Annotated in this window: 24 protein-coding genes and 1 pseudogene; 18 read left to right on the top strand and 7 right to left on the bottom strand. The window is 68.1% G+C overall.

From position 1 onward, the window contains the following. Positions 1-111 precede the first annotated feature (111 nt). Positions 112-2,172 (top strand): 4-alpha-glucanotransferase, encoded by a 2,061-nt coding sequence (gene malQ / locus F4561_RS19870; RefSeq protein WP_184580887.1) that lies wholly within the window; start codon positions 112-114, stop codon positions 2,170-2,172. A 215-nt stretch (positions 2,173-2,387) separates the two neighbouring features. On the opposite strand, the gene pepN is transcribed toward malQ, so the two are convergent. Beyond that, entirely contained in the window at positions 2,388-4,946 is a 2,559-nt protein-coding gene (gene pepN, locus F4561_RS19865; RefSeq protein ID WP_184580886.1) for an aminopeptidase N, read from the bottom strand. 233 nt (positions 4,947-5,179) lie between these two features. Between pepN and F4561_RS19860 the strand changes: the two genes are divergently transcribed. The 8 genes from F4561_RS19860 to F4561_RS19825 all read left to right on the top strand — a co-directional run bounded on the left by F4561_RS19860 (position 5,180) and on the right by F4561_RS19825 (position 12,218). Further along, positions 5,180-5,791 carry a mycothiol-dependent nitroreductase Rv2466c family protein gene (locus F4561_RS19860; RefSeq protein WP_184580885.1) on the top strand — a complete coding sequence of 204 codons (612 nt, stop codon included), beginning with the start codon at positions 5,180-5,182 and terminating at the stop codon, positions 5,789-5,791. A 45-nt stretch (positions 5,792-5,836) separates the two neighbouring features. Continuing rightward, positions 5,837-6,001 (top strand): hypothetical protein, encoded by a 165-nt coding sequence (locus tag F4561_RS19855; protein WP_184580884.1) that lies wholly within the window; start codon positions 5,837-5,839, stop codon positions 5,999-6,001. Between the two features lie 68 nt (positions 6,002-6,069). Beyond that, on the top strand, positions 6,070-7,494 hold the full coding sequence (locus tag F4561_RS19850) for an aldehyde dehydrogenase family protein (protein WP_184580883.1): 1,425 nt from the start codon (positions 6,070-6,072) through the stop codon (positions 7,492-7,494). A 156-nt stretch (positions 7,495-7,650) separates the two neighbouring features. Further along, positions 7,651-7,797, top strand: a complete 147-nt coding sequence (locus F4561_RS19845) for a hypothetical protein (protein ID WP_184580882.1) — start codon at positions 7,651-7,653, stop codon at positions 7,795-7,797. Between the two features lie 84 nt (positions 7,798-7,881). Beyond that, positions 7,882-8,349 (top strand): ribose-5-phosphate isomerase, encoded by a 468-nt coding sequence (locus F4561_RS19840; protein ID WP_184580881.1) that lies wholly within the window; start codon positions 7,882-7,884, stop codon positions 8,347-8,349. A 299-nt stretch (positions 8,350-8,648) separates the two neighbouring features. Next, on the top strand, positions 8,649-9,746 hold the full coding sequence (locus F4561_RS19835; protein ID WP_184580880.1) for a PP2C family protein-serine/threonine phosphatase: 1,098 nt from the start codon (positions 8,649-8,651) through the stop codon (positions 9,744-9,746). A 325-nt stretch (positions 9,747-10,071) separates the two neighbouring features. Beyond that, positions 10,072-11,412, top strand: coding sequence for a magnesium transporter (mgtE, locus tag F4561_RS19830; protein WP_184580879.1), 1,341 nt, complete (start codon positions 10,072-10,074; stop codon positions 11,410-11,412). Between the two features lie 284 nt (positions 11,413-11,696). Next, positions 11,697-12,218 carry a (2Fe-2S) ferredoxin domain-containing protein gene (locus F4561_RS19825; RefSeq protein ID WP_184580878.1) on the top strand — a complete coding sequence of 174 codons (522 nt, stop codon included), beginning with the start codon at positions 11,697-11,699 and terminating at the stop codon, positions 12,216-12,218. A 151-nt stretch (positions 12,219-12,369) separates the two neighbouring features. Here the strand turns inward: F4561_RS19825 and F4561_RS19820 are convergent, their stop codons facing one another. From F4561_RS19820 to F4561_RS19810, 3 genes are all read right to left on the bottom strand, one after another. Continuing rightward, a complete protein-coding gene (locus F4561_RS19820) occupies positions 12,370-14,250 on the bottom strand; it encodes an ABC transporter ATP-binding protein (protein WP_376773699.1) in 1,881 nt (626 codons plus the stop codon). A 120-nt stretch (positions 14,251-14,370) separates the two neighbouring features. After that, positions 14,371-14,874, bottom strand: a complete 504-nt coding sequence (locus F4561_RS19815; RefSeq protein WP_184580876.1) for an adenylyltransferase/cytidyltransferase family protein — start codon at positions 14,872-14,874, stop codon at positions 14,371-14,373. A 209-nt stretch (positions 14,875-15,083) separates the two neighbouring features. Continuing rightward, positions 15,084-15,617: a hypothetical protein gene (locus F4561_RS19810; RefSeq protein ID WP_184580875.1), complete on the bottom strand. Its 534-nt coding sequence runs from the start codon at positions 15,615-15,617 to the stop codon at positions 15,084-15,086. A 209-nt stretch (positions 15,618-15,826) separates the two neighbouring features. On the opposite strand from F4561_RS19810, the gene F4561_RS19805 reads away from it, so the two are divergent. Next, entirely contained in the window at positions 15,827-16,075 is a 249-nt protein-coding gene (locus F4561_RS19805) for a hypothetical protein (RefSeq protein WP_184580874.1), read from the top strand. Positions 16,076-16,806: 731 nt separating this feature from the next. Here F4561_RS19805 and F4561_RS19800 read toward each other — a convergent pair. From F4561_RS19800 to F4561_RS19795, 3 genes and pseudogenes are all read right to left on the bottom strand, one after another. Continuing rightward, positions 16,807-18,093: an AAA family ATPase gene (locus F4561_RS19800; RefSeq protein WP_376773698.1), complete on the bottom strand. Its 1,287-nt coding sequence runs from the start codon at positions 18,091-18,093 to the stop codon at positions 16,807-16,809. 81 nt (positions 18,094-18,174) lie between these two features. Next, positions 18,175-18,264 (bottom strand): annotated as a pseudogene (locus F4561_RS34030) (ATP-binding protein); the annotation flags it as partial. A gap of 480 nt (positions 18,265-18,744) precedes the next feature. After that, positions 18,745-19,164: an ATP-binding protein gene (locus F4561_RS19795; protein WP_184580872.1), complete on the bottom strand. Its 420-nt coding sequence runs from the start codon at positions 19,162-19,164 to the stop codon at positions 18,745-18,747. A gap of 156 nt (positions 19,165-19,320) precedes the next feature. Between F4561_RS19795 and F4561_RS19790 the strand changes: the two genes are divergently transcribed. The 8 genes from F4561_RS19790 (at position 19,321) to F4561_RS19755 (ending at position 26,327) form a co-directional block, all read left to right on the top strand. Next, positions 19,321-19,629, top strand: coding sequence for a putative quinol monooxygenase (locus F4561_RS19790; RefSeq protein ID WP_184580871.1), 309 nt, complete (start codon positions 19,321-19,323; stop codon positions 19,627-19,629). Next, positions 19,626-20,834: a helix-turn-helix domain-containing protein gene (locus tag F4561_RS19785; RefSeq protein WP_184580870.1), complete on the top strand. Its 1,209-nt coding sequence runs from the start codon at positions 19,626-19,628 to the stop codon at positions 20,832-20,834. Before F4561_RS19790 ends, F4561_RS19785 begins: the two co-directional genes overlap by 4 nt. Before the next feature lie 151 nt (positions 20,835-20,985). Then, the gene (locus tag F4561_RS19780; protein WP_184580869.1) at positions 20,986-21,408 is read left to right on the top strand and encodes a plasmid replication, integration and excision activator; all 423 of its coding nucleotides are present in this window, start codon (positions 20,986-20,988) and stop codon (positions 21,406-21,408) included. Between the two features lie 105 nt (positions 21,409-21,513). Then, positions 21,514-21,795 (top strand): hypothetical protein, encoded by a 282-nt coding sequence (locus F4561_RS19775; protein ID WP_184580868.1) that lies wholly within the window; start codon positions 21,514-21,516, stop codon positions 21,793-21,795. Beyond that, positions 21,795-23,234 (top strand): FtsK/SpoIIIE domain-containing protein, encoded by a 1,440-nt coding sequence (locus tag F4561_RS19770; RefSeq protein ID WP_184580867.1) that lies wholly within the window; start codon positions 21,795-21,797, stop codon positions 23,232-23,234. Before F4561_RS19775 ends, F4561_RS19770 begins: the two co-directional genes overlap by 1 nt. Then, positions 23,234-24,910, top strand: a complete 1,677-nt coding sequence (locus tag F4561_RS19765) for a replication initiator (RefSeq protein WP_184580866.1) — start codon at positions 23,234-23,236, stop codon at positions 24,908-24,910. The genes F4561_RS19770 and F4561_RS19765 overlap by 1 nt, the downstream gene beginning before the upstream one ends. Continuing rightward, positions 24,910-25,134 (top strand): helix-turn-helix domain-containing protein, encoded by a 225-nt coding sequence (locus tag F4561_RS19760; protein ID WP_184580865.1) that lies wholly within the window; start codon positions 24,910-24,912, stop codon positions 25,132-25,134. Before F4561_RS19765 ends, F4561_RS19760 begins: the two co-directional genes overlap by 1 nt. Then, a complete protein-coding gene (locus F4561_RS19755) occupies positions 25,134-26,327 on the top strand; it encodes a tyrosine-type recombinase/integrase (protein ID WP_184580864.1) in 1,194 nt (397 codons plus the stop codon). The genes F4561_RS19760 and F4561_RS19755 overlap by 1 nt, the downstream gene beginning before the upstream one ends. Positions 26,328-26,370 lie beyond the last annotated feature (43 nt).

Here is a 26,370-nt window from a genome sequence, read left to right as displayed (position 1 = left end):
CGCATTCGGTGGCACGGGTCTCTTCGCGGAACACGAGAGGCGGCCTGGAACGCGAAGTGCTGGCATGGCGCGTCTGTGCAGTACGTTCCGTATGCGGCATGATCAGTGGCTGTGAGTGACGCGCAACTGGCCCGACTGGCGGAAGAACACGCTGTGGCGACGGAGTACCGCGACTGGCGGGGTCGCAGAGTACGCGTCGGAGCCGACACGCTCAGACACATCCTCGCCTCCCTCGGCGAGGACGCCTCCGACCCCGGTGCCGCGCTCCGGGAGCACCGCGAGCGCGCGGCGCGCAGGCTGCTCCCGCGTGATGTCGTCACCAGGTGGGGCCGAGCGCCGCGGCTCCGGCTCCCCGCGGGCGCCGAGACCTGGGTAGAGCTGGACCGCGAACGCCGCGTGGCCGCCGGTCCCGACCTGCCCCTCGGCGTGCACCAGCTCCACGTGGAGCACGGTGGTGCGCACGAGCGCTGCCCGCTGCTCGTCGTCCCCGACCGCCTGGAGACCGCCACCACCCTGGGGGAAGACCGCCATTGGGGCCTCATGCTGCAGCTCTACTCGTTGCGCTCGCGGGCCTCCTGGGGGATCGGCGACCTCCGCGACCTCGCCGAGCTGGCCGACTGGAGTGCGCGCGACCTTGGCGCCGGGTTCGCCGCGATCAACCCGGTGCACGCCACCGAACCCGTCGCGCCGATCGAACCCTCGCCGTACCTGCCGGTCAGCCGCCGTTACGCGAGCCCCCTGTACATCCGGATCGAGGACATCCCCGAGTACGCGCGACTGGAGCCGACCCGGCGCGAGCAGATCCAGCGCATGGCCCGGCCGCTGCGCGAACAGGGGCGCACCGCCGACCTGCTGGACCGCGACGCGGCGTGGCGGGCCAAGCGCGCCGCCCTGGCGATGCTCTTCGACGCGCCTCGGACACCCGAACGCCAGGCCGCCTACCAGGCGTTCCTGGAACGCGAGAACGCCGCACTGGTGGAGTTCGCGACCTGGAGCGCCATCGCGGAGGAGTACGGCGCCGACTACCGCACCTGGCCCGCTCAGCTTCGCGACGTGTCCGCCGACGCCGTCGGGGCGGAGGCACTGCGGCGCTGGCCCGAGATCGAGTTCCACCGCTGGCTGCAGTGGATCCTGGACGAGCAGATCGCCTCGGCGCAGGCGGCCGCGCGCGCTGCCGGGATGCCGCTCGGGATCCTGCACGACGTCGCCGTCGGTGTGCAGCCGGGCGGCGCCGAGGCGTGGATGTACCGCGACGTGCTCGTCCCCGGGGTGAGCGTGGGCGCCCCGCCCGACGAGTTCAACCAGCAGGGCCAGGACTGGACGCAGCCGCCCTGGCACCCGGTCCGCCTCGCCGAACACGGGTACGGCCCGTTCCGCCAGGTCCTCCGGCAGGCCATGCGGCACGCCGGCGGTATCCGGGCCGACCACGTCGCGGGTCTGTTCCGGCTCTGGTGGGTACCCGAAGGCGCGTCCCCCGACCAGGGCACCTACGTGCGGTACGACCACGAGGGGATGGTCGGCGCGCTGGCCCTGACGGCGCGCGAGACGGGCTCGATCGTGGTGGGCGAGGACCTTGGGACGGTGGAGCCGTGGGTCCGCGACCACCTTGCGGAGCGCGGCATCCTCGGCACGTCGGTGCTGTGGTTCGAGCGCAAGGAGGACGGCAGCCCGCGCCGCCCCGAGGAGTGGCGGCGCGACTGCCTGGCGACAGTTGCCACCCACGACCTCCCGCCGGTCGCCTCGTACCTGTCATCGGAGCACATCGAGCTGCGCGACCGGCTCGGGCTGCTCCGGCGGCCGGCGCACGAGGAGCGCGCGGCGGCCGAGAGCCTGGTGCGGTCGTGGTGCGCGATGCTGGCCGAGCTCGGCGAGCTCGACCCAGAGACCGACCCCGTCTCCGAGCCGGCCACGGTGGTACGGGCGCTGCACGGCTACCTGGCCCGGACACCGGCCCGGATGGTCGGGGTGGCTCTCACCGACGTCGTGGGCGACCGCCGGATGCAGAACCAGCCCGGCACCACCGACCAGTATCCGAACTGGCGCATCCCACTGACCAACGCTGAGGGGGAACCGGTGCTGCTCGACGAGCTGATCGCCGATCCTTTCCTCACGACGTCGGTCCGGCGCGCGCTGCGCCCGCTGCTGAACCATTCCTCCGCCGTCGAGGGGTGAGAGGGGTGAGTGGCGCGGCGCTCGCCGCGCCACTCACCCTAAGCTCTGTTTTTCGAACCGAGTGGTCGTCGGGCGCCGCCGGGGTTCTGGAGGGTCCGTAGGTGGGGCGTCCGCGAGTGGCGGAGCCGATTGGGCGGCACACCGGAGGCGCCCGAAGGTTCCCGGCTTCGGGGCGCCCGACCCAGGCGAGCGGCAGCGAGCCCAAACAACGCTGCCTAGCGCTGGCCGGCCGCCTGGTCGGTGGCCTGCGCCCGCAGTGCCCGCTCAACGCCCGCGCGGCCCTCGATCAGCAGCCGGCGCAGTGCCGGCGGCGGGTTCTCGGCCTCGATGTAGGCGTCGGTGCGGCGCAGCGTCTCCTCCTCGATCAGGTGGCGGGGGTAGGCCATCTCGGCGAAGGACTGCGCGAACTCGCCGGTCCAGTTCTGCCAGGTGTCGCCGAGCAGGTCGAAGTAGTTCTCGACGTAGGGCCGGTACAGCTCGCGGTGCGCCGGCTCGGTGAGCCCGCCGAGCGTCGCACGGAACTCGGTGTTGGCCATTTCGGTGGCGGACTTGATCCGGTCCCAGGCGTGGGCCTTGGCCTCCGGTGTCGGAATCGCGGCCCGGCACCCCGCGGCCTGGCGCTCGCCGGTCGCGGTGGGGTCGTTGTCGAGCTCCGCCGCGATCTCCTTCTCGCCGGCCTTGCCCCGCGCCACCAGCCGGCGCAGCAGGCTCCAGCGGAGGTCGGTGTCGATCTCCAGCCCTTCGACCGTGAGCGCGCCGTCGAGCAGGCCCTGCAGCAGCGACAGGTGCTCGTTGTCGGCGGCGGCGTCCGCGAAGCCGTGCGCGTAGGCCAGTTGCAGATCGCTGCCGGGCTCGGCGGCGGTGAGCAGGTCGCGCAGCCGCCCCGCGAGCAGCGAGAAACCGGTGTCGCGCCATTCGGGGGCCGCGTAGCTGTGCAGCGCCGCGACGGCCTGGCGCAGCAGCATCTGCGTCACCGAGACGTCGCTCATCCTGCCGATGCCCGACACCACGAGCTGGACGTAGTCGCGCGCCGCCATCTCGGCGTCGCGGGTCATGTCCCACGCGGCGGAGAAGCACAGCGCGCGGGGCAGCGACTCCCTGATCTCGCCGACAGCGTCGACCACCGTGCGCAGCGACCGCTCGTCGAGCCGGACCTTGGTGAAGGTGAGGTCGTCGTCGTTGACCAGCACGAGGTCGGGCTGTGCCGTGCCGATGAGGTCGGGAACCTCGGTGCGCTCGCCCGCGACGTCCAACTCGACGCGCTGGCGGCGCACGACGCCCTCGTCGGTGCGGTCGTACAGGCCGATCGCGAGCCGGTGCGACCGCAGGGTGGGGTGCTCGGGGGACGCTTCCTGCAGCACGGCGAAGCTGGTGAAGTTCCCGGAGGCGTCGACCTCGAAGTCCGGGCGCATGGTGTTCACGCCCGCGGTCTCCAGCCACTCGCGCGACCAGGTGCTCAGGTCGCGCCCGGACGCGCGTTCGAGCTGGCGCAGCAGGTCGGCCAGCTCGGTGTTGCCCCAGGCGTGCTCCTTGAAGTACTCGCGCACACCGGCGAAGAAGGCATCCACACCGACATAGGCGACGAGCTGCTTGAGGACTGAGGCGCCCTTGGCGTAGGTGATGCCGTCGAAGTTGACCTCGACCGCCTGCATGTCGGGAATGTCCGCCGCGATCGGGTGCGTGGAGGGGAGCTGGTCCTGGTGCAGCGCCCACGCCTTCTCGATGTTGGCGAAACTCGTCCACGCGTCGGTCCACTTGGTGGCCGCGGCCTGGGAGTGCACGCTGGCGTAGGTCGCGAAGGACTCGTTCAGCCAGAGGTCGTCCCACCAGCGCATGGTGACCAGGTCGCCGAACCACATGTGCGCCATCTCGTGCAGGATCGTCTCGGCGCGGCGCTCGTAGCGGGCGTCGGTGACCCGGGAGCGGAAAACGTAGTCCTCAAGGAAGGTGACGGCGCCGGCGTTCTCCATGGCACCGGCGTTGAACTCGGGGACGAACAACTGGTCGTACTTGTCGAACGGGTACCGCAGCCCGAAGACCTGGTGGTAGAAGTCGAAGCCCTGCTTGGTGACTTCGAGGACGGCGTCGGCGTCCAGGTACTCCGCGAGCGAGGCGCGGCAGTACACGCCCAGCGGTATGCCGTCGTGCTCGTCGCGCACCACGTGGTACGGACCGGCGATGAGCGCCGTGATGTAGGTCGAGATCGGGTCGGTCGCCGGGAAGTGCCACCGGTTCTTGGGGTCCTCGCCCGCGGGGCCCTCGACCGGGACCCCGGCGACGTCCGGCGCGGAGTTGGAGACGACCTCGAAGTCCGCCGGGGCGAACACCTGGAGCTCGAACCGCGCCTTGAGGTCGGGCTGGTCGAAGCAGGCGTACATCCGGTGCGCGTCGGCGGTCTCGAACTGGGTGTACAGGTAGGTGCGGCCGTCGACCGGGTCGACGAAGCGGTGCAGGCCTTCGCCGGTTCGCATGTAGGCGGCGTCGGCCAGCACCCGGAGCTCGTTGCTGGACTCCAGGTCGGGCAGGGTGATGCGCGCACCGTCGAACACCTTGGCCGGCGGAAGCTCCCGCCCGTTGAGCTCGATGCTGTGCACCTTCGGCGCGACCAGCTCGATGAAGGTGGTGGCGCCCGGCTCGGAGCAGTCGAAGCGAACCGTCGTCGTCGACTGGAACGTCTGGTCGCTCTGGGAGAGGTCGAGTTCGACGTCATAGGAGAAGACGTCGAGGATTCGCGCACGCTCCCGCGCCTCGTCGCGTGTCAGATTGCCCGCCACGTCCTGCTCCCTTCACGGCCGCCGTCCTCGCCGGCCGGGATCGCTGTTCGCCGGCCGCGCGGTCGGGCGCGACCTGATGGCCCTACTGACCTTGATTGCCGTCGCTACCGATCCTGCCACGCACCTGCGCGGAATGCGGAACCCGGCGAAGAGGTTGGGAAGGGGCGTAACGCCACATACTGCGGCCGGCGCGGAGGGCGTGTTTCACCAGTCACAACGAGGAGGAACGCAGGATGAGCGAACAACCGGTCACCGCCGACTTCTGGTTCGACCCCAAATGCCCGTGGGCCTGGATCTCCTCCCGCTGGCTGCTGGAGGTCGAGCAGGTCCGCCCCGTGCGGGCGCGCTGGCACGTGATGAGCCTCGCCATGCTGAACGAGGGCCGGGAGCTCTCGGAAGAGTACCGGCGCGGGCTCGCGGAGGCGTGGGGGCCGGTGCGGGTCGCCATCGCCGCGGAGCAGCGCTTCGGCAACGAGGTACTTGGGCCTCTCTACACGGCTCTGGGAACCCGGTTCCACCTGCACAAGGAGCCTTTGACGGACGAGACGATCAGGTCCGCGCTGGCCGAATCCGGCCTGCCGGAGGATTTGGCGCGCGCCGCCGGCTCCACTGACTACGATGGGGCACTGCGCAGGTCGCACGAGGACGGCATGGACCGGGTCGGGTACGAGGTCGGCACCCCGGTGATCTCGGTTGGTGGCGTGTCGTTCTTCGGTCCCGTCATCTCGCCTGCCCCCACCGGGGAGCAAGCGGGTCGGCTTTGGGACGGCGTCTTGCTGGTCAGCGGTACCGACGGTTTCTTCGAGCTCAAGCGGAGCCGTGACCGCAACCCGATCTTCGACTGAGATCCTCAACTGACGAAGTCATCGCATGCGTGAAGGGCGTGACAGATGAGCGCACCGGACGACGAGCGGCAGGTCGAGTTGTACGAGGATGACCTGGAGATCCTCCCCGACACTCCGTTTGACGAGCGCGACGCCGGCTGGGGCGGGAGCCTCGTTTCGGGCGATGACACCGCCCGGCTGCTGGAGGAGCGCCCGCCGCACTGGGACTGACCCGCCGCCGTCTTGGGGAAGGACCCGCGCCGCGATTACCAGAATCTCGTTCTGGGAAAGTGGGTGCCATGCGATCCCTTTACCTGAACGGGGCCTGGTCCGATTCCGCTTCGGACCAGGCCCTCGACGTGATCAACCCTGCGACCGAGCAGGTCATCGACTCCGTTCCGGCGGGTGACCCAGACGACGTCGACCGCGCCGTGCGGGCGGCCCGCGCCGCCTTCCCCTCCTGGTCCGGCCTGAGTGTGGCGGAGCGCCGCGCGCACCTCGCGCGAGCGTTCGAACTTTTCCAGCAACGCATGCAGGACATCGCGGCGACGATCGCCACCGATGTCGGCTCCCCGCTGAAGTTCGCCACCAAGGTCCAGGCGGGCCTGCCGATGGTGATGTTCAAGACCTACCTCGAACTGCTGGACGAGGTGGGCGAGCGCTTCTTCACCGGCGAGGAGGTCGGCACCTCGCTGGTGGTCCGCGAGCCGGTCGGCGTGGTCGGTGCCATCACCCCGTGGAACTACCCGCTGCACCAGATCGTGCTCAAGGTGGTTCCGGCGCTCGCGGCGGGCAACACCGTGGTGCTCAAGCCCACCGAGGTCGCCCCGTTGGGCGCGTACGCTCTCACCGAGGTTTTCCACGACGCCGGGCTGCCGGCGGGGGTCTTCAACCTCGTCTCGGGCACCGGGCCGGTCGTCGGCGAGGCCATCGCCGCCCACCCCGATGTCGACATGGTCTCGTTCACGGGGTCCGGCCGGGCCGGCCAGCGGGTGAGCGAGGTTGCCGCGGCCACAGTGAAGAAGGTCGCGCTGGAACTCGGCGGCAAGTCACCCAACGTGATCCTGCCGGACGCCGAGTTGGAGGAGGCGGTCAAGCGCGGCGTCGCCGACGTGATGCGCAACACCGGGCAGAGCTGCAACGCGCTCAGCCGGATGCTCGTTCACCGCGACCAGTACGACGAGGCCGTGCGGGTCGCCGCCGAGTCCGCGGCGGCCCACACTCCCGGCGACCCCTTCGACGAGGGGTCCCGCATGGGGCCGGTCGTCTCCAAGGCCCAGCTCGACCGGGTACGCGACTACATCAGCGTCGGCGTGAAGGAGGGGGCGCGGCTGGTCACCGGCGGCGCGGAAACTCCTGAGGGGCACGGCACGGGCTACTACGTCCAGCCGACCGTCTTCGCCGACGTCCGCAACGACATGCGCATCGCCCAGGAGGAGATCTTCGGCCCGGTCCTCGTGATGATCCCCTACGACAACGAGGACGAGGCCGTCGAGATCGCCAACGACACCATCTACGGGCTCAACGCCGCTGTGTGGGCGGGCGACCGCGACCGCGGTCTGGCGGTGGCCCGGCGGATCCGGGCGGGCCAGGTCGAGGTGAATGGTGCCGGCTTCAACCCGCGCAGCCCGTTCGGCGGGTACAAGCAGTCCGGTATCGGCCGCGAGTGGGGCGTGCACGGGCTGGAGGAGTTCTGCGAGGTGAAGTCGGTGCAGCTCGGCTAGTGAGCCCGGCGCGGGCGTGGATACGCGGTGCGCGGTGGTGAGCGATCTCACGTGGTGGGGATCATGCCGTTGCGGAATCGAGGCAGCGCTGTCGGGCGTTGCGGGTTATGACATTATGTGTCCGAATCCCGGTCCGAGTCTGAGTCGAGGTGCGAGTTGAGCAAGCCGAAGGTGTCGAAGGCCCCGCCTTTGTGGAAGGACGTCAGGGCCCTGGTCCTGGTCAATCTCATCGCAGTGGTTTCGATGGTGGCGTTCGCCGCGATGGGCTTGAGCATCGCCTCGCTCGGCGCCGCAGCGTCGTAGCCGACGCTTCCCATACGCTCACGCCCGCCCCGCACCCGCGGGGCGGGCGTCGTTGTCAGGGCGCTGACCTGCCACACTATGGGCGTGCGTGTATACCTTGGATCCGACCACGCGGGCTTTGAGCTCAAGGAGCACCTCGTGTCCCACCTGGAGAAACAGGGCTACGAGGTGGTCGATGCCGGTCCCGCTGTCTATGACGGTACTGACGACTATCCGCCCTTCGTTCTGCGCGCCGCGCGGGCGGTCGCGGACGACGAGGGGGCGCTGGGCGTGGTGATCGGTGGCTCCGGAAACGGGGAGCAGATGGCCGCGAACAAGGTCGCCGGAGTCCGCGCCGCGCTCGCGTGGAGCGAGGAGACCGCGAGGCTGGCCCGCGAGCACAACGACGCCAACGTGCTCAGTGTGGGCGGCCGGATGCATCCGCTGGCGGAGTCGACGCGGTTCGTTGAGACCTTCCTGGCCACGTCCTACAGCGACGACGAGCGCCATACCCGCCGAATCGACATGATCAGCCGTTTCGAGCGCACCGGGGAGCTTCCGCCGCTCGCGTAGCCGCATGTCCGCCACGGGCCGCCGGGCGCCTGCCCGCGCTCGGGGTCCGGGGATCTGTACCGACCCAAGACCGCATTGTTGATCGACCAAGAAGGGAATTTCCGGCGAATTGGCCCGAGAACCCTTCTGGCGCCTGACGTGGCGGCGGTTGTTTGCCCATACTGGACCATGCGTTTTGCTGTGTGGTTTTTCGGGCGCACGCTGGACCAGGTTCAGGATGTCCCCTACTGGCGACCGCATCGGTCGCGCCACCGGAGCCCCGTGTCAGGGCATCGGGTAGGCGCTACAGTGCGGGCACGATGAACGCCGCCACCAAGCTCGCACGCAGCGCACGATCGCTGTGGCAGCGCCTGGTCGCGATGCTCCGGCGCAAGGTGCTGTTCCGCTACCGGCTCGTTCTGATCACCCTGGTAGCGCTGGCGGTCGGTATCGGAATCGGGGCCGTATGGGGTCCTACCAGCTGGTTTCCGCCGAGCGCGGTAATCCTGACCGTCCTGGCGGGTGGGCTGCTGCTGAAGCGCAAGAGCCTCGCCTTTCTGCTCTGCGTTGTGGCGGCGGTGCTGCTGTTCGTGGCGTTCCAGCTCGACTTCGGGCGGGTGGGGCCGGGCCTGCTGGTGACAATCGGAGTCACCGCCGTCCTGGCCTACCTGCTGTCCGGTGTGCGGGAACGGCTCGGGGTCCAGGGCCTCGGCGGTGAGCGCATCCTGCTCGAATTACGCGACCGCCTGGTCGCCCAGGGCCATCTGCCGCGCCTACCGGACGGATGGGGCGGGACGGCGGTCCTGCGGCAGGCCGGCGGCTCGTCCTTCGGCGGCGACTTCGTCGTCTCCATGCGCCACGGCGATCGCCTCGACCTGGCCGTCGTCGACGTCTCCGGCAAGGGCGTCGACGCCGCCACCCGCGCGCTGCTGCTCTCGGGCGCGTTCGGCGGGCTGATCAGCGCGGTGCCGAGCAACGAGTTCCTGGCGCACTGCAACGACTACCTGATGCGGACCTCGGTGGGTGAGGGGTTCGTCACAGCCGTGCACCTGAGCGTCGACCTCGACACCGGCGACTACCTCATCGCCTCCGCCGGCCACCCCCCGGCGGCCCAGTACGACAGCGGCGCCGGCACCTGGAGCACCGCCGATGCCAAGGGAGTCGTGCTCGGTGTCGTTTCCCAGATGAGCTACACGCCGGTGAAGGGGCGGCTGCGCCCGGGCGACGCGATCATGCTCTACACCGACGGCCTCATCGAGACGCCGGGGGAGGACCTCGACGCAGGGGTGGACCGGCTACTCGGGGAGTCCGAGCAGCTCGTCACCAAGGGGTTCGGGCGCGGCGCCGACGCTGTCGTGGACTCCCTCAGCAAGCACAAGAACGACGACTGCGCCCTCGTGGTGGTCTGGCGGACCTGACCCGCACCCTCTCGGGTACGCGCGGGTGTACGGCGCGCCCAGATGCGCGCCAGCGGTCCGCATGCCGGTAGGGTCAGGGTGCTTCCCCGGGAGCGGGGGCGACACTGTCCTATGGCGCGCTGCCCCCTGTGTGGCCGGCGGCCACCCGCGGGCCCGGTCCGCGGGTGATGGGATGTCACCGGATCCGGTCGCGCGATACGTCCACCCGCTTGTCAACTGCTCTTTTCGGTCGCGGTGGGCCGCGGGTGTCTCGGGGTGGCCCTGATGACCTGCATGACCCCGGCCGGCATGTCCGGGGTAGGGGATGACGAGGGGGTGCGAAGCAATGGCCGACGAGGAGCACGCGGAACTCACCCGACTGGTCGAACAGAACGACCTCACGGATATCCGGCTCTGGCTGGCTGAGCATCCCCCGTACGAGATCGCCGACGAGCTCGAACGCATGGACAGCCGACTCGCGATCGTCCCGTTCCGGCTCCTGGACAAGGACCGCGAGCTGGAGGTCTTCGAGGAGCTCGATCCGGTACACCAGCACGAGATCCTGCTCGGGCTGCGCGATTCCGCGTTCCACGAGCTCCTGGAGGAGATGGACCCCGACGACCGCGCGCGGCTCATCGGGGAGGCACCCGCCAAGATCGCGACGCGGGCGCTCGCGGGCCTGAGCCCGGCCGAGCGGAAGATGACAGCGGCGCTGCTCGGCTACCCCGAGGAGTCGGTCGGGCGGTACATGACGCCCCAGACCGTAATCCTGCACCGCGACCTCACGGTGGGCCGGGCCCTGGAGGTCGTCCGGGCGAAAGGCTCCCAGGCCGAGATCGTTTACACGCTGCCGGTGGTGGACGACGGCCGGCGGCTGGCCGGGACCGTCGAGCTGAGCGATCTTGTCATCAGCGACGACGAGACCCTGCTGAAGGACATCGTGGACGTCCTGGTCGCCCGCGTGCAGGCGACCGAGCCGGCCGAGGGCGCCGCGCGCCTGATGCAGGACGCCAACCTGGTGGCGCTGCCGGTCGTGGACTCCGAGGAGCGGTTCGTCGGGCTGCTCACGTTCGATGACGCCCTGGAGCTGATCGAGGCGGCCGACTCCGAGGACATCGCGCGCCAGTCGGCGGCCAGCCCGGTCGCGGGACACTATGTCGCCGTCACGGTGCCGCGCCTGGCGCGGGCGCGGGTGCTCTGGCTGTTCCTGCTCATCATCGCCTCGACGCTCACAGTGACGGTCCTGCAGGGGTTCGAGGCGACCCTGGAGGAGGTCACGGCGCTGGCGCTGTTCATCCCGATGCTGATGGGCACCGGCGGTAACGTCGGCTCGCAGTCGGCCACCGCGATCGTGCGCGCCCTGGCGATCGGCGAGGTGCGGGTCCGGGACCTGCCCAAGGTCGCCTGGAAGGAGTGCCGGGTCGGGTTCATGCTCGGGTGCATCCTCGCGGCCATCGCGTTGCTGATCGGGTGGGTGGTGGTCCCGGGCGGAGTCTCCATCGCGGTCGCGGGCTCCGTCATCGCGATCTGCACGTGGGCGGCGGTCATCGGGAGCACGATGCCCCTGCTGGCGCGCCGTGTCGGCGTCGACCCCGCCGTGGTCTCCGCCCCGATGGTCACCACCCTGGTCGATGCCACCGGGCTGCTCATCTACTTCGCCATCGCCCAGGCCGTTCTGGGGATCTGAACCGTCCCGCCCGCGGTGGCGGGAGGAAAGCCGGTCCCTGACGCGCGGTACCGCGCGGGAGCGGGCCGGCCGGGCGGATTCCCATGCGGACCACCCCCGCTCGTGACTTATTAGGTGAGCCTCACCTACGCTGGAGGGTGTTCGTGTCTGCGGGCGACCTGGGATGGCGTCGCATGCCCGGACACACGCGGACCCCAGAGGTCCGCTACCCGGTAGGTATCCGCGCCACCGGAGCCAGCCCCCTCCCGGACGCAAGCGCCGGGACGACCCACGGAGGTCCAGGAGTGACCCCAGCACCGACACCGTGCAGACTCGTCGTGTGCCGCGGCTGCTGCTGCGGCACCGAGAAGAAGCGCCCCGGCGTCGACCACGAGGGCCAGCTCCGCAGGCTCAGCACCATGCACGACCACGCCGGCCGGGACATCCCGGTACAGCTCAGCGACTGCCTGGACATCTGCTTCCAGGCGAACGTCATCGTGGTACACCCGTCCTCGCAGGGACGCGCCCGGGGCGGCCGGCCCGTGTGGTTCGGCGACATGACCGAGGACGCGCGGCTTGCGGACCTCGACGACTGGGTGTTCGAGGGCGGTCCCGGAATCGCCCCGGTGCCGGAGGACCTGGAGCCCCATGTGACGTCCAAGGACGCCAAGAAGCCGAAGAAAGCCAAGCAGGACAAGAAGGCGAAGCCGGAGAAGCCGGAGAAGCCCGAGAAGACCGGCGAGCCCGGGGGCACGAAGAAGAGCAAGAAGCACAAGAAGGACAAGAAGCGCAAGAAAGACAAGAAGGAAATGGAGCGGCTGCGGTAGGGGCGGCGCCCACCGGTGCGGTGTGCGGGGGGTGGCGTGCGTGAGCACCCACGCGCCCGGTATATCCGGATTGTGGGGGTCTGGGCGCAGATCTTGAGGATCTCGTTCCTCTGCCCGCCTTGAAGGAACGAAATCCTCAAGATCGGCAATATCAGGAGGGCGTGCCCGTCTTCTCCTGCGCGGCGAACTGAGTGCGGTACAACGCCGTGTACAGCCCGCCCCGCTCCAGCAGCTCACTGTGGGTGCCCCGCTCCAGGATCCGGCCGTCTTCCAGGACCAGGATCTGGTCGGCCTCGCGCACGGTCGCGAGCCGGTGCGCGATCACCAATGAGGTGCGTCCCGCCAGCGCGGTCCGCAACGCCTCCTGCACAGCGGCCTCGGACTCGGAGTCCAGGTGCGCCGTGGCCTCGTCCAGCACCACGACCGAGGGCGCCTTCAGTAGCAGCCGGGCAATGGCCACACGCTGCTTCTCCCCGCCCGACAGCCGGTACCCGCGGTCGCCCACCATTGTGTCGAGGCCGTCGGGCAACGTATCCAGCAGTTGGCTGAGCTGGGCCGCGCGCATGGCCTCGACCAGTTCCTCGTCGGTGGCGTCCGGCCGGGCGTAGCGCAGGTTCGCGCCCACTGTGTCGTGGAACAGCTGCGGGTCCTGGGTCACCACGCCCACCCTGTCGCGCAGCGACTGCGTCCGGACGTCGCGCAGGTCCTGCCCGCCGACGCGGACACTGCCGCTGGTCGGGTCGTAGAGCCGGGAGACGAGGTGGGTCAGGGTGGTCTTGCCCGCTCCCGACGGGCCCACCAGCGCCACCAACTGACCCGGCTCGGCGGTGAACGAGACCTCGCTGAGCACCTGGGTGCTCTCCTCGCTCTCCACGTGCGGCGTCAGCTCCAGTGAGGCCAGCGACGCTTCCTCGGCACCGGGGTAGCTGAACGACACCCGGTCGAACTCGACGGCCAACCGGCCGTCCGGCAGGTCCCAGGCGTCGGGCCGCTCCTCGATCATCGGCTTGAGGTCGAGGACCTCGAAGACGCGGTCGAAGCTGACCAGCGCGGTCATGATCTCCACGTGCACGTTGGACAGCGCTGTGACCGGGGCGTAGAGGCGGGCGAGCAGCGTCGTCAGGGCGACCAGGGTGCCCAGTTCGAAGGCCCCGCCGATCACCAGGTTGCCGCCGACCCCGTAGACAACGGCTGTGGCGAGTGCGGTGATCATGCCGAGGAGGGTGAACAGCAGCCCGCCGAACACCGCCTGCACCACGCCGATGTCGCGGACCCGGCTCGCCTGGTCGGCGAACTCCGCGGCCTCCTCCTCGGGGCGGCCGTAGAGCTTCACCAGCATCGCGCCGCCGACGTTGAACCGTTCGGTCATCAGCGAGCTCATCTCGGCGTTCAGGTTCATGCCGTCGCGCGAGACGTTGGCGACCTTGCGGCCGATGAGCTTGGCCGGGATCACGAACAGCGGGATCAGCAGCAGCGCGAGTAGCGTGATCTGCCACGACAGCAGAAGCATGGTGATCACCACCGCGACGGTGCTGATCACGTTGGACACCACCGACTGCAGCACCGAGGTAATCGCGCGCTGTGCGCCGACGACATCGGTGTTCAGCCGGCTGATGAGCGACCCGGTCTGGGTCCGGGTGAAGAACGCCATCGGCATCCGCTGGACGTGCGTGAACACCTGCGTGCGCAGCAGGTAGATGACTCCCTCGCCGATGCGCGCCGACAGCCACCGGCCCGTCATCCCCAGCGCGGCCTCCAGTACCGCGAGCACCGCGACCGCGACAGCGAGCCAGGCCACTACGCCGGTGTCCTGCTGCGCGACCCCCTCGTCGATGATCGCCTTGAGCAGCAACGGGTTGGCGATGACGATCGCCGAACTGACCGACGTCACCACCAGGAAGAACACGATCGCGCGCCAGTGCGGACGCGTGTACTGCAAGATCCGGCGTACGGTTCCCGGCGCGAGGCTGGTGCCCTTGGCACTGCCGTCGTTGACCAGGGACCGGTAGATCGGCGGTCCGCCACCCGTCATCATCGTGCACCCCTGCCTCGACCGGTTCGCTTCGTTCGCGGCTGCGACGTCCCCCTCAACACGCCCCGGAGCCGCCTGCTTCCCGCACCCCGAGCACGGTGGCCCGGTGGTGGGGCCGGGCTACAGCGACGTGGTGAGCCGGCCCAGCGCGGCGGTGGTGGAGCGGCCGGGGGTCAGCGGCAGCTCCCACGCCTCGGCTCCCAGAGCCTCGGCGCCGCGCCGCTTGGCCTCGGTGAAGGGGTCGCCCGCGGTGAAGGCCAGTGCCGCGGGGGCCAGTGGGCGCAGCAGTTCGGCGTAGGCATCCCACTCGGCAACCTCGGGTGGACCGGAGATGACGAACACGGCGTGTGTCGTGCGCAGGGCGCTCAGCACCTCGGCGCGTTCGTCAGCGGGGTTCACCGGGCGGTCCGGCCCCTTCCAGGCGGTGATGCGCTCGTCGTCCTCGACTCCGAGCACCACGGGCAGCCCACGCTCGCTGACCTGGGTGAGGAAGCGCACATGCCCCACGTGCAGCACGTCGAACACGCCGGTGACGACGACCGGCGACGACGCTGTGGGGGGCGCGGAGTACCACCGCGACGTGAGCCCGCCCGCGCGCGTACGCTCCCGATCGGGACTCGTCATCAGCTCCCTCGCAACCCGCGCGCATGTCGACCCGGGTGCACCATGCGGTGCGACCCGCACCGACAACGTATCCCGTTCCCCGGTTGTTCCGGGTGCCGACGCGGCGGGTCCGGCGCCCGCGCGGGCTGGACGCCCGTGGCGGGCCGCGACGGAAACCGGGCCTCGGCCTGCCGCCCGGCACCGGGTCAGTCTTAGGGGACAGAGCGGCTTCAGTCCAGCCATTTGGCGTGCGGGGCTCCTCCGAGGAGATCCGCGAGTCGCCGGTAGCGCCGCCGCGCTCCCCGGACGCCGGTCAGACACCTGATCGCGAACGCCAGGGTCACGACGCAGATGGCCCCTCCCATGATCGCTTCCAGGTGCTCACCCTGGCCGACGAGGAAGTACGTTGCCATTCCGGTGAACATCGCGAGCGCGAGAAAGCCCGCCCCTGCCCACACGCCGAACGGCTCCACGGGAATCAGCAGCAGGGAAGCGGCTTCGTTCGCCCGGGGGTCGCGGCTGGGCTTTCCCTCCTTCAGCGCCCGCCCCGCCGTGCGGATGACGGAGGTGTAGACAGGGCGCTCCACGCCGGCGCGCTGCCGCCACATGAAGACGGCGATGTACGCGAAAGATCCCCACATGAACGCGACAGCCGCGGCGCCTGCCGGTGAACCCCAGAGTGCCTGCGCGGCCGAGGCGTGCGCTGTCCCCCCGTCTCCTCCCTGAAGCAGCACAGCGAGGGGCGCGAATATGAAGACCGCCACACCCGCGCTTGTCACGAGCGGGTTGGCGCAGCAGAACAAGGCGAATCGTGCGCGCCGGAAGCGGGGGGACACCGGAACCTCCACGAGGCTAGGGGGATGTACCAACCGTAGCGGCGCGGTCAGCCGTGCTCGGTGTCCGGTGCGGAGCCGGCGAGATGGGGCGTGCGGATGGTGCTGGCGGCATCAACGCGATCGCCACGGCTCCAAAGATGGCCACTCCAACGGGCGAATCCACGCGGACCGAGCGTCAGGCGCTACCGCTGGCGCGTGAGGCCGCCGAACGGACCGCCACCGACGAGGGCGTGTGCATCCGGACCGTGCCGCTGCGGCGCACCGGAATCACAAACGGGGCAGCCGGGATCGTCGACGTTCCGTGCGGCTCCACGCGGGAATCCCGCTCCCCGTCCTACGCCAAGCGCGAGCATTCGATCCGGCGCAGCCAGCGCGAAGAGGGCTGATCTCCGTCCCTCCGCGCCACGTGTGTGGCACGGCCTCCGCGCCGACGCGCGCGACGAGCAAGGGCCAGGTCCCCGGGTTTCCCCGGCCGACCTGGCCCTTCGGCTCTTGGAGCGGGCGACGGGAATCGAACCCGCATGGCCAGCTTGGAAGATCTAGCGGCGCGGAGCGCCATTTCTAGTGCTCGCCTGACCTGCACCGGAGCGGGCGCCGCTGGCCACCATTCCCCGTAATTCCCCGCCGATCGCCGCCCCGTATGGCACGTGTGTGGCACGGGGACCGGACCCCAGCCCAAGGGGACCGCGTGTGTCGAATCTCGTAGCACTCCCGCGCGGCAACCACAGGGGCGAGCAACCACGGTCCTCGGTCCGAGGTGCTCGATCGCGCTGGAGCCAGGCCGTGAGACAGCCAGAGTCGCGCGATCGAGTGCCTCGGGATCCAGAACGCCAGAAACCACAGTCCAGACGCTCAGAGCCCACTGTGGCGCTTCGCAGACCAATCGACGAGCGACGGCGCGCCCCGAAGCGGCGGGATCGACGAGAGCCGACAGCAACCGAAGTCTGCCCGGCGCCCGGGTGGGTGCTGGAGACCGGGCGGCAGCCCGCAGCTCCAGCACCCACCCGGAAGCCGCCCAAGACGGCGCGAAGCGCCGTCGCCTTGATCCCATACAGCCCAATTCGGCAGTAGTTTACCGGAGGAAATCAGTCTTTGATGATAACGACAAAAGGTTGAATTAATTGTTCAAGCGAGGAAGGAGGGTTCTGCATGGGTTCCAAATAGCTTCGACATCCTCTGGAAAAGCGTATGCCCAAGTTGTGACGAAGGCTCGTTTTACGACGTCCTCGGAAAGAAAGTCTAGGTCTTCTCCGATTTGGGAAAATATCAGATGGCGTTCTCGATTCGAATAGTATCTTTCTTCTGTTACCTCGCGAACGCGGTTTTGCATGGGAGTGTCGAGTTGGAGAGCTACAGTCAACTTTCCAAGCAGATTCGGCTTGACTTCAATATTGTGGAAAATTTTATCTATAATGTACGTTTCAGGCATGGTTGTCCCTGGAATGTAAACAATGTCATGCGCAATCTCCGTGTGTTCTTCGTTCGAGGGTATTTGTATAAAGTCTGGCTCGTATCCCGATTCCTCCCTCTTGTCTCCATCTAGGAGAGCTATACTCGGGAATTTGTACACCGGATTGGAATTGTGATGCCTCATGTGATCCCTGGCAGAGGATGCGCCATTTAGGCCATGAATTTCAATACTTGCTCTGTCAAGGTTTTTGGATTCCGTATAGGCACGGAGCGTAACGTCGGCGACTAGGCTGCCGAATTTATCTTCTGTAAAAATAGCCAAGCGGGCATTTATTTCCCCTGTTAGCGTGCGTAGGGCTGCCACATCTAGTTTTCCTTGCGTGACGTTTCCTTTATAGGTAGCCCATACTGCGTTTGTTGGAAGAGGGGCGATGGCATCGTTGGAGTGAGTTGTAAAAATCACCTGACAAGCCTTGCGTCGAGCAACATCAATTAGGTACTCCACTAGCCTTTGAGTGGCAACCGGATGTAACCCATTCTCAATCTCCTCGATTAGGATCAAGGCCCCAGGTTCAGCAGATTCGATTTTTGAAACAATCCGGATCACGCTTGCCTCTCCGGCCCCGAAGTGGAATTCAGAGTAGCTTTCTTCGTGGGAAGATGATCCCCTGGCCACAAATATCGAAACTTTACCAGTATTGTCCGCTTCGACTTCCAGATAGTTGGCTGCCTCCTTTCCAAGGATATTTTCGACGGCGGATATAACACTAGAAGTCAATGCCTGTTCTGAGAAACCTACAAACTCCCCGCCGATGCACTTGGAGAGTTCTTTGCGTTCGCTGGCTGGAAGAGTTCTAGTGACGCCGAATATATGCACTTCTCTAATTACTGCATCGCGGTTCCATTTTGCTTTAAGATAGCTAGCTGTCCGCGAAACCGATGTGTTTGACTGGCGTTTGTCGATGAGGTCATACTCAACTCGCCAGTTTTGCATGCTTTCATCGTATCGACCGCTTTTGGCAAAGAAACGCCGCGGAGTGACGCTACTGTAGATTAATCCAGCAGCGCCAAGAATAGTAGTCTTTCCAGATCCGTTTGGCCCGACTAGTGCAGTGACTGGAAAATCAAAATTTATCTCACACTCTCGGAATCCTCGGATTCGCATCAGTCGCATTCGGCTCAGATAAGCTTTATAAGCTTGTCGTTGAACACGTGTGACTAGTTCTTCGATTTTACTTTTCGGGATTTCGCTTTTATAGGTCATTGAGGAGTTTCATTTCATTTTAGTTAGAGCTTGGGTCAACGTCTGACTCCAAGGGAACGTACATCGGGTGAGGCGAACTCCATCCGCAAAGTCGGTGATGTTGCAGCGCAGGCGTCCGGTGGCGCGGGTGCCGATGTCGTTGATCAGGGTGTGCACGGCGGGACGGGTGCTGAGTTCTTCGTTCGCCAGGTTCTCGGCGGTTACCAGCGCCTCAAACGCTTGATCAAGTTCGCCCCACTGGCTGTATTCGCGGGCTGTGTCTACGAAAGAGGTGACCTTGCGTTCTGTCGCGTCGATGTTAGCCGGAGGGACGGCCCTGCGTGGCCGTTTAGGAGATTTCGACTCGAATCAAACACGTACTGCCGCGATGTCCTTCGATCCCTAGTGACACTGCACGGCGCACCAGGTCATGCGCTCGGCTGGGCTGCCTTGGCTGCCCCAACTCTTGGCGATGGTGTTGACGAGGTTCAGGCCGCGGCCGTGTTCGGTATCCGGCGTGGAGTCGGCGAGGTAGGGCGTGTGGGTGGTGCTGCCGGCATCCTGGACGGTGATTAGGGCGCCCTCGTCGGTTGTGTGTTCCAGCATGACGAGGAAGCCGGTTGTCCAGTTGCCGGATTCGGTGTGCTGGATGGCGTTGGTGGCGAGTTCGCTGGCGACGAGGATGGCGTCGTCGGTGGCGGGGCAGTCCTGGAGTCGGTTGGCGATGAACCGGCGTACGTCTCGTACTGAGGAGGCGCTGCCGGGGAACCAGCGGCAGGCGGCGGCTCGGGGGCGGTCGGCGTCGTTGGGGCGGAGGGTCATAGGGCTCACCTCGGTGAGATCAGTCGCTCACAAGACAATGAGCTGCATCTCTAGTACTATTAGTACGGCTACCGTACATTAGGTTTCTGGTACTTGCACTACGTTTGGAAGACAATTAGTGCGACTAGTGATGTCGACGTGAGGTGAGGAGACGCCATGTTCGGACTGGCGGTGCGGTTCACGCTGAAAGATGAGGAGAGCGCGTCGGGCTTTGATGCCCTGGTGGCCGAGACGCTGCCGCAGATCCGCGAGAGTGAACCGGGCACGCTCGTCTACGCGGTGCACCGGGTGGAGGAGAAGCCGCTTGAGCGGTACTTCTACGAGCTGTATCGGGACCGGGCCGCCTTCGACGCCCACGAGGAGCAGCCGCATGTGAAGCGGTTCCTCGACGCGCGCGGCCAGTACCTCGCCTCCGTGGACGTGGACTTCCTGACGGTGCAGGACGCCAAGGGAGTGTCCGGGTGAGCAACGAGTATCAGAAGGCGCTCGGGCGCAAGATTGCCCAGCACCGCAAGCGGCGCGGACTCTCCCAACGGGAGTTCGCCGGCCTCGTCGACCGCTCGGAAGCCTGGGTCTCCCAGGTTGAGCGGGGCGTGCGCCGCATCGATCGCATGTCGGTGCTGGAGGCCGTCGCCGATGTCCTGGAGGTGCCGCTCTCGGAGCTGGCCGCCGAGTCGCCCATCGTCGCCTCGACCGCCGAAGAAGCCCCCGGCAGTAGCCGCCTGCGCCTGGTGCTGAGCCGCGCTCACGCGCTGAGCGCCATCCTGGGCAACGGCGACGACAGCCCAGACGTGGACGACCTGCGCCAGCGCGCCGAGCAGTCGTGGTCCCTGACGCACGCGGCCCGGTACATGGATCTGACGGAACTCCTGGAAGTACTGGTTCCGGATCTGGAGGCCGCGGCGCGTTCGGTGCCCAATGGTGAGCGCGTCCCGCTGTTCCGCCTGCTCAATTCCACCTATCAGGCGTGCTCGTCGGCGCTGACCAAGCTCGGCGAGTACGAAGCGGCGTGGATCGCGGCTGATCGGGCGATAACGGCGGCCGAGCGTGCGGATGATCCGCTGTTGATGGCGGCCGGAGAGTTCCGGCTGTGCCTGACGTTCCAGGGGGCGGGCTACTACGAACAGGTGGAGGCGACTGCCGGCACCTCCTGTGAAGCGCTGTCGCGTCTGGCCGAGCAGGGGGATTACGAAGCCCTGTCCCTCGTTGGGGCGCTGACGCTGCAACGCGCCGTGGCTGCTGCTCGGCGCAACGAGGCCACCGCCGCCTATCGCCACATCGCGCAAGCGCGCTCGGTTGCTGAGCGCCTGGGGGGCGACCGCAACGACTACAACACCGAGTTCGGACCCACCAACGTCGCGCTTCATGAGGTCGGGGTCGCGGTGGAACTCGGAGACGCCGGGGTCGCTCTGCGGGCCGCTGACGGGGTCGATGCCTCGGGTCTGTCGTCGGAGCGCCAGGGGCGGTTCCTGATCGACGTGGCACGCGCCCACCTTCAGCGGCGCAGCGCCGACGCGGCCATCTCGGCGCTGGAGCGGGCCGAGCGGATCACGCCGGAGCAGGTGCGCAGTCATCCGTTGGTGCGCCAGGCGCTCGGGGATCTGCTGACCGTCCAGGACCCTCCGGGTCCGGCGCTGCAAGGGCTGGCCAGACGTACGGGCGCACTCTAGCGCTATATAATAGTACTTTAAATACTAGTAAGAACTAAAAGTACGTGTTAGCGTGTAGGCTGTCGCCGATGGCCTTCCTGTTCTGGAAGGGGCGACAGTCCACACGCTTTCGTATGTCTGGCCCGGTCACGGGCCGTAGAGAGGTAGAACCATGGCGATTCAGGGTGCGCTGCCGGTGGAGTTCGGCGCGGTGTTCCCGCACGGCGCCTACGCGCTCGGTGTGGAAGCGATCACCGACTTCGAGACGAAGAAGCCCCAGATGGATAAGACCACCGGCCTTCCGCTGTGGGCCGTCGACGTGATTGATGCCGATCCGGAAGCGCGCGGCAAGGCCAAGAGCGTGAAGGTGAAGGTGGCCGCCGAGCACTGCCCGACGCTGCCCGACGAGGTGCCCGGCCTGCCGTTTCGGCCGGTGGAGTTCGAAGCGATGTCGGTCATGCCCTACGTGGACGACTCCGGGCGGCGTCCCCGGGTGGCCTACTCGCTGCGCGCTCGGGGCGTGAAGACCCCCGGCGGCAACGGTGCCGCCTCGCGCAAGGCTCCCGCCGCTGCCGGTGCCAAGGACGCGGGCTGAACCGTCCGCTGAACGCACGCGGGGCGGCCGTTGGTGTTGGCGCACCCGGCCGCCCCTGAAACCCCTCCGTAGCTGCGAAACCATTGGAAGAGGTGTGTCTAGCCTATGTCCGAACGCTCCCCACGAGCACGCGAGATCAGCGATTTCCTGGCCGCGCTGCGCCACCGAACCGAGAACCCCAGTGGCGAGACCGGCAGCAGTGTTGACCTGCTGGCGTGGAAGTCCTCGCTGCTGGACCGCATCGCCGCCGACTCCGAGGACCCCGAAACCCGCGTGGTGGCCGCTGAGGCGCGCGCTGATCTGGCCGCCGCGCGCTCCACCGCGATCGCCGCACACGCCCACGACGAGGCTCAGCGCTACCAGAGCAGCCACGGGGGTGAGGCGTGATGCTGCGCGACAAGGGCGCTGGCGCCACCCAGGTGCAGCCGACCGCCCCGGTTCCCGCGCATGCCATCCGGTTCGCGACCCCGGTGGTGGAGACCCCGGGCATCCTCATTCTGGGCCGGTGGGTCTACCGGGCGGTTCGGGCGTTGGTGCTGGCGCCGTTCCGCTTCCCGGTGGTGGTCTCCACCCTGGTGGGGTCGGTGCCCACCCTCTACTACCTCGGCTGGGTCGGGCTCGCTCTCGGTGTGGCGCTGAGTGGTGCGGGTCTGGGTGCTTGGTGGTGGCGCTGGCCGTTGTCGTTCCGCTCGCTGGTGGTGTTGCGGGCGTTGGCGGCCTGGCGGTGGTTGTGGGTCTACCGGCGCCACTGGCAACCCGTACTCGTGGTCGCCGGGCTGGCCGAGTCCTACCAGGAACGCCAGTACCTCCCCCAGATCCGGAAGGTCACCTGTACGGAGTGGGCCGACCGGGTCCGGGTGCGCCTGGTGGCCGGCACGTCCCCGGCCGACGTTGAGAACCGCGTAGTCGAGCTGGTCCATGGGTTCGCCGCGCCCTCGTGCCGTGTGACAGTGCTGGGTCCGCGTGATGTGGTGCTGGAGTTCCCCCGCCGCGATCTGCTCGCCGAACCCCTCGACGCGCTTGCGGTCTCGGATGAGGTGGATCTGTGCGCGCTGCCCATGGGGCTACGCGAGGATGGCCAAGAGTGGCGCATGCGGCTGCACGGCACCCACGTGCTCACGGTCGGGGTCACCGGGGCGGGTAAGGGCTCGGTGATCTGGTCGGCGATCCGCGCGCTTCTACCGGCCGTGGTTGATGGGACGGCCCGTGTGTGGGCGATCGATCCCAAACGCATGGAACTGTCGTATGGGCGGTCCTTGTTCGCCCGCTACGCCGATAGCGCTGAATCCGCGGTGGGCCTGCTCGAAGCGGCTGTGGAGGGCATGCGGGAACGCGCGGCCCGCTACGCCGGGCGCCAGCGCACGCACGTCGCCACCGTCACTGATCCGTTCGTCGTGGTGGTCCTGGACGAGGTCGCGTTCCTGACCGCCTATCACCCCGACCGGGACATCCGGCGTCGCGCGGAGAACGCGATTGCCACCCTCACATCGCAGGGGCGTTCGGTGGGGTTCTGTGTGCTGGCCGCGCTGCAGGACCCGCGCAAAGAGGTCATGAACCTGCGCAATCTCTTCCCGGACAAGGTCGCCCTGCGCCTGGACGAAGCCAGCCAGGTGGACATGGTCCTCGGCGAAGACGCCCGCGACCGTGGCGCCAACGCCCACCTGATCGACCCGGATGTCCCGGGGGCGGCGTTTGTGCGCCTGGAAGGCTCCCCCATCCCGGTGCGGGTGCGCGCCGCCTACGTCACCGACGACGACATCGCCACCATGACAGCCGACTACGGGGCTCCAGGGCTGCGGTCGGTGCCCGGTGCGGAGGTGACCTGATGCCCACACCCACCGGCAAGACCACCCGCGCCGAACGCCAAGCCCAACCCCTCGCCCGCGAAGTCGCCGAACAGGTCGCCACCGACAAAGGCGTGTGCATCCGGCCCGTGTCGCTACGCCGTACCGATCTCGCCACCGGTCGAACCGAAATCGTCGACGTGCCGTGCGGCTCCACGCTGGAATCACGCTGCCCGGCCTGCGCACGGCGCAAGCGCTCGATCCGGCGTAGCCAGTGCGAAGAGGGCTGGCACCTCGACCAGGAACCCACCGTCACTTCCGAGGATCCCACCGAGGTACAGCGCTCCTGGGTGGAGCAGCGCGCCATGGTCACTGCCCAGCGTGACCAGCTCGCCGCGTCGGGTGCGGCCGATCCTGACCAGGTGGCCGCGCTGGATCAGGCCATCGCCGATTTGGATGCCGAGATCACGGCCTCGGGGCTACGTGGGTCGGTGTCTCGGGGCTCCTCCTCGTCGGACCGTGCTCGTCGGGTGCGCTCCACCCGGCGGCGCCAGGACGCACCCGACCTTCCCAAACGGCAGATGGCTAAGACGACCGTGGGCCGGACCTACGAGGATCCGACGACCGGCAAGACCTTCCGCCCGTCGCTGTTCGTGACGCTGACCTGCGACACCTACGGGCGCGTGCGCTCGGACGGCACGCCGGTGGATCCCTCGACGTATGACTACCGGCGGGCGGCGCGGGACGCGCTGCACTTCTCCAAGCTGATTGATCGCTTCGTGCAGAATTTGCGGCGCGTGGCGGGATTCGATGTCCAATACTTCGCGACCGTCGAGCCGCAACGGCGCCTGGCGCCCCATCTGCACATGGCAACTCGGGGCACCATCCCCCGATCCGAGCTGCGCCAGATCGCCGCGGCCACCTACCACCAGGTGTGGTGGCCCTCGGCCGACGAGGCGGTCTATACGGGGGAGTCCCTGCCGGTTTTCGACGAGGCGACGGGCAACTACGTCGATCCGGCCACCGGCGAAGTCCTGCCCACCTGGGAGCAGGCGCTCGATGCCCTTGACGCCGACCCCCACGCCGAACCGATGCACGTGGTTCGCTTCGGGCCACAAGTGGACGCGAAAGGCGTCGTGGCCGGCACCGAAGACGCGGACCGGTGCGTGCGCTATCTCGCGAAGTACCTGACCAAGGACATCGCCGACTGCCACGAGGTCACCACGGACGCCCAACAGCGCCACGTGGATCGGCTCGTGGAAGCGCTGCGGTTCGAACCCTGCTCACCGCGCTGCGCCAACTGGCTGCGCTACGGCATCCAACCCCAGGACGCCAAAGAGGGCATGCGCCCTGGGTTCTGCCGCTCCAAAGCCCACAAGCGCGAACACCTCGGCTACGCGGGCCGCCGCGTCCTGGTCTCGCGCAAGTGGTCCGGCAAGACCGTCGCCGACCACAAGGCGGACCGGCTGCGGTGGGTCCTGGACGCCCTGGGTGTGGATCCCGACGCCGGCCCCGACGAGGCCAGCGACAACACCGCTCCGCCGCTCTCGGCGGTCTCTTCCGGCAACCACGCCTGGGAGCTGGCGCGCCCCACCGACCCCGACGTCCCGCCCCGCGAACACCGCTTACTGCGGGCGGTCGGCGAAGCCCTCAACCGCCGCGCCCAACTCGACCACGCGCGGCAAACCACTCTTTCGGCAACGGGGAAGGCGGCGTGATGGCTGGCAAGAGTTCTCGTCCCTCGGGTCGGCTGCTGACCGTGGCGCAGGCGGCCGAACGGCTCAACACCAGTGAGCGCTACCCGCGTCGCCTCGTCGAGGAGCGGCGCATCACCTTCGTCAAGCTCGGCCGCCACGTCCGCATCCCGGAATCGGCGCTGGACGAGTTCATTGCGGGCGGTGTCGTGGAGCCGGTCAAGCTCGGGCTGAGGAGGGCCGCGTAGTGGCGGGCAAGAAGAATCGGTCTTTCGGCAACGTCCGGACGCTGGCCTCCGGCCGGTTCCAGGCGCGCTATCGGGGTCCGGACGGCCGCCTCCGGAACGCGTCGATGACGTTCGCGACCAAGAAGGCGGCGGAGCGCTGGCTGACGCTCAAAGAGGCCGAGATCGTCCGGGGCGACTGGTTCGACCCCGATTCCGGCTCCGTCCGCTTCGCCGAGTACGCCGAACAGTGGGTGGAGGAGCGGGACCTGGCGCCGCGCTCGGCGGACCTCTACCGGAGCCTGCTCCGGCTGCACCTCAACCCCACGTTCGGGGACATGCTACTCAAGGACATCAAGGAGCCGCACGTCCGCGCGTGGCGGGCCTCGCGCCGCAAGTCCAAGGTGGGCAAGTCGACCCTGGCAAAGGCGTACCGCCTCCTGCGGGCGGTCCTGAACACGGCCCTCCGGGACAAGCTGATCCGCGAGAACCCGTGCCAGCTCGAAGGCGCCGGTCAGGAGGAAAGCGAGGAACGCCCGGCCCTGTCCGTGGCCGAGGTGTTCAAGCTCGCCGACGCCGTTCCGCCGCGCTATCGGGCGCTCGTGCTTCTGGCCGCGTTCGGCAGTCTGCGGTGGGGTGAGGCGGTCGGCCTCCGCCGGCGGTTCCTCGACCTCGACGCGCGCACGGTCACCGTTCGTGAGGTTGCCTACGAACTCGGGGGAGTGCGGTTCGGGCCGCCCAAGTCCAAGGCCAGCCGCCGCACGGTGCAACTGCCCGGCCTGATCGTGGACGACCTCCAGGCGCACGTGGACGCTTTCGCCAACCCCGGACCGGACGGTCTCGTGTTCGTGGGGGAGCGGGGCAACCCGCTTCGCCGCGCGAACTTCTCGCAGTACTGGCAGCGGGCGCGGGCGTCCACGGGTCTGCCGGGAGTGCGCTTCCATGACCTTCGCCATGCCGGGAACACCTTCGCCGCCGAAGCGGGGGCCTCGCTGCGGGAGCTCATGACCAGGATGGGCCACTCCAGTACGCGGGCGGCGCTGGTCTACCTGCACGCGCGCGACGACCGTGCCCGCGAGTTGGCGGACAGCCTCGGTGAGCGGGCGGCGCGCGAACTGGCCGAGTCCGCTGACCGGGTGGAAGAGGATCCCGACGAGGCGGACAAGGAAGCCGCGGCCTTCGACGAGCCCGACGAGGATCCGCCGTCTGCGAACTGATTCCGGCGCCGCTGTGGCACGTGTGTGGCACGGTTTCCGCGCC

The sequence above is a fragment of the Lipingzhangella halophila genome (assembly GCF_014203805.1).
Classification (GTDB): Bacteria; Actinomycetota; Actinomycetes; order Streptosporangiales; family Streptosporangiaceae; genus Lipingzhangella; species Lipingzhangella halophila.
The sequence above is the reverse complement of the archived record's forward strand: the minus strand, read 5'-3'. Positions and strand labels throughout refer to the sequence as shown.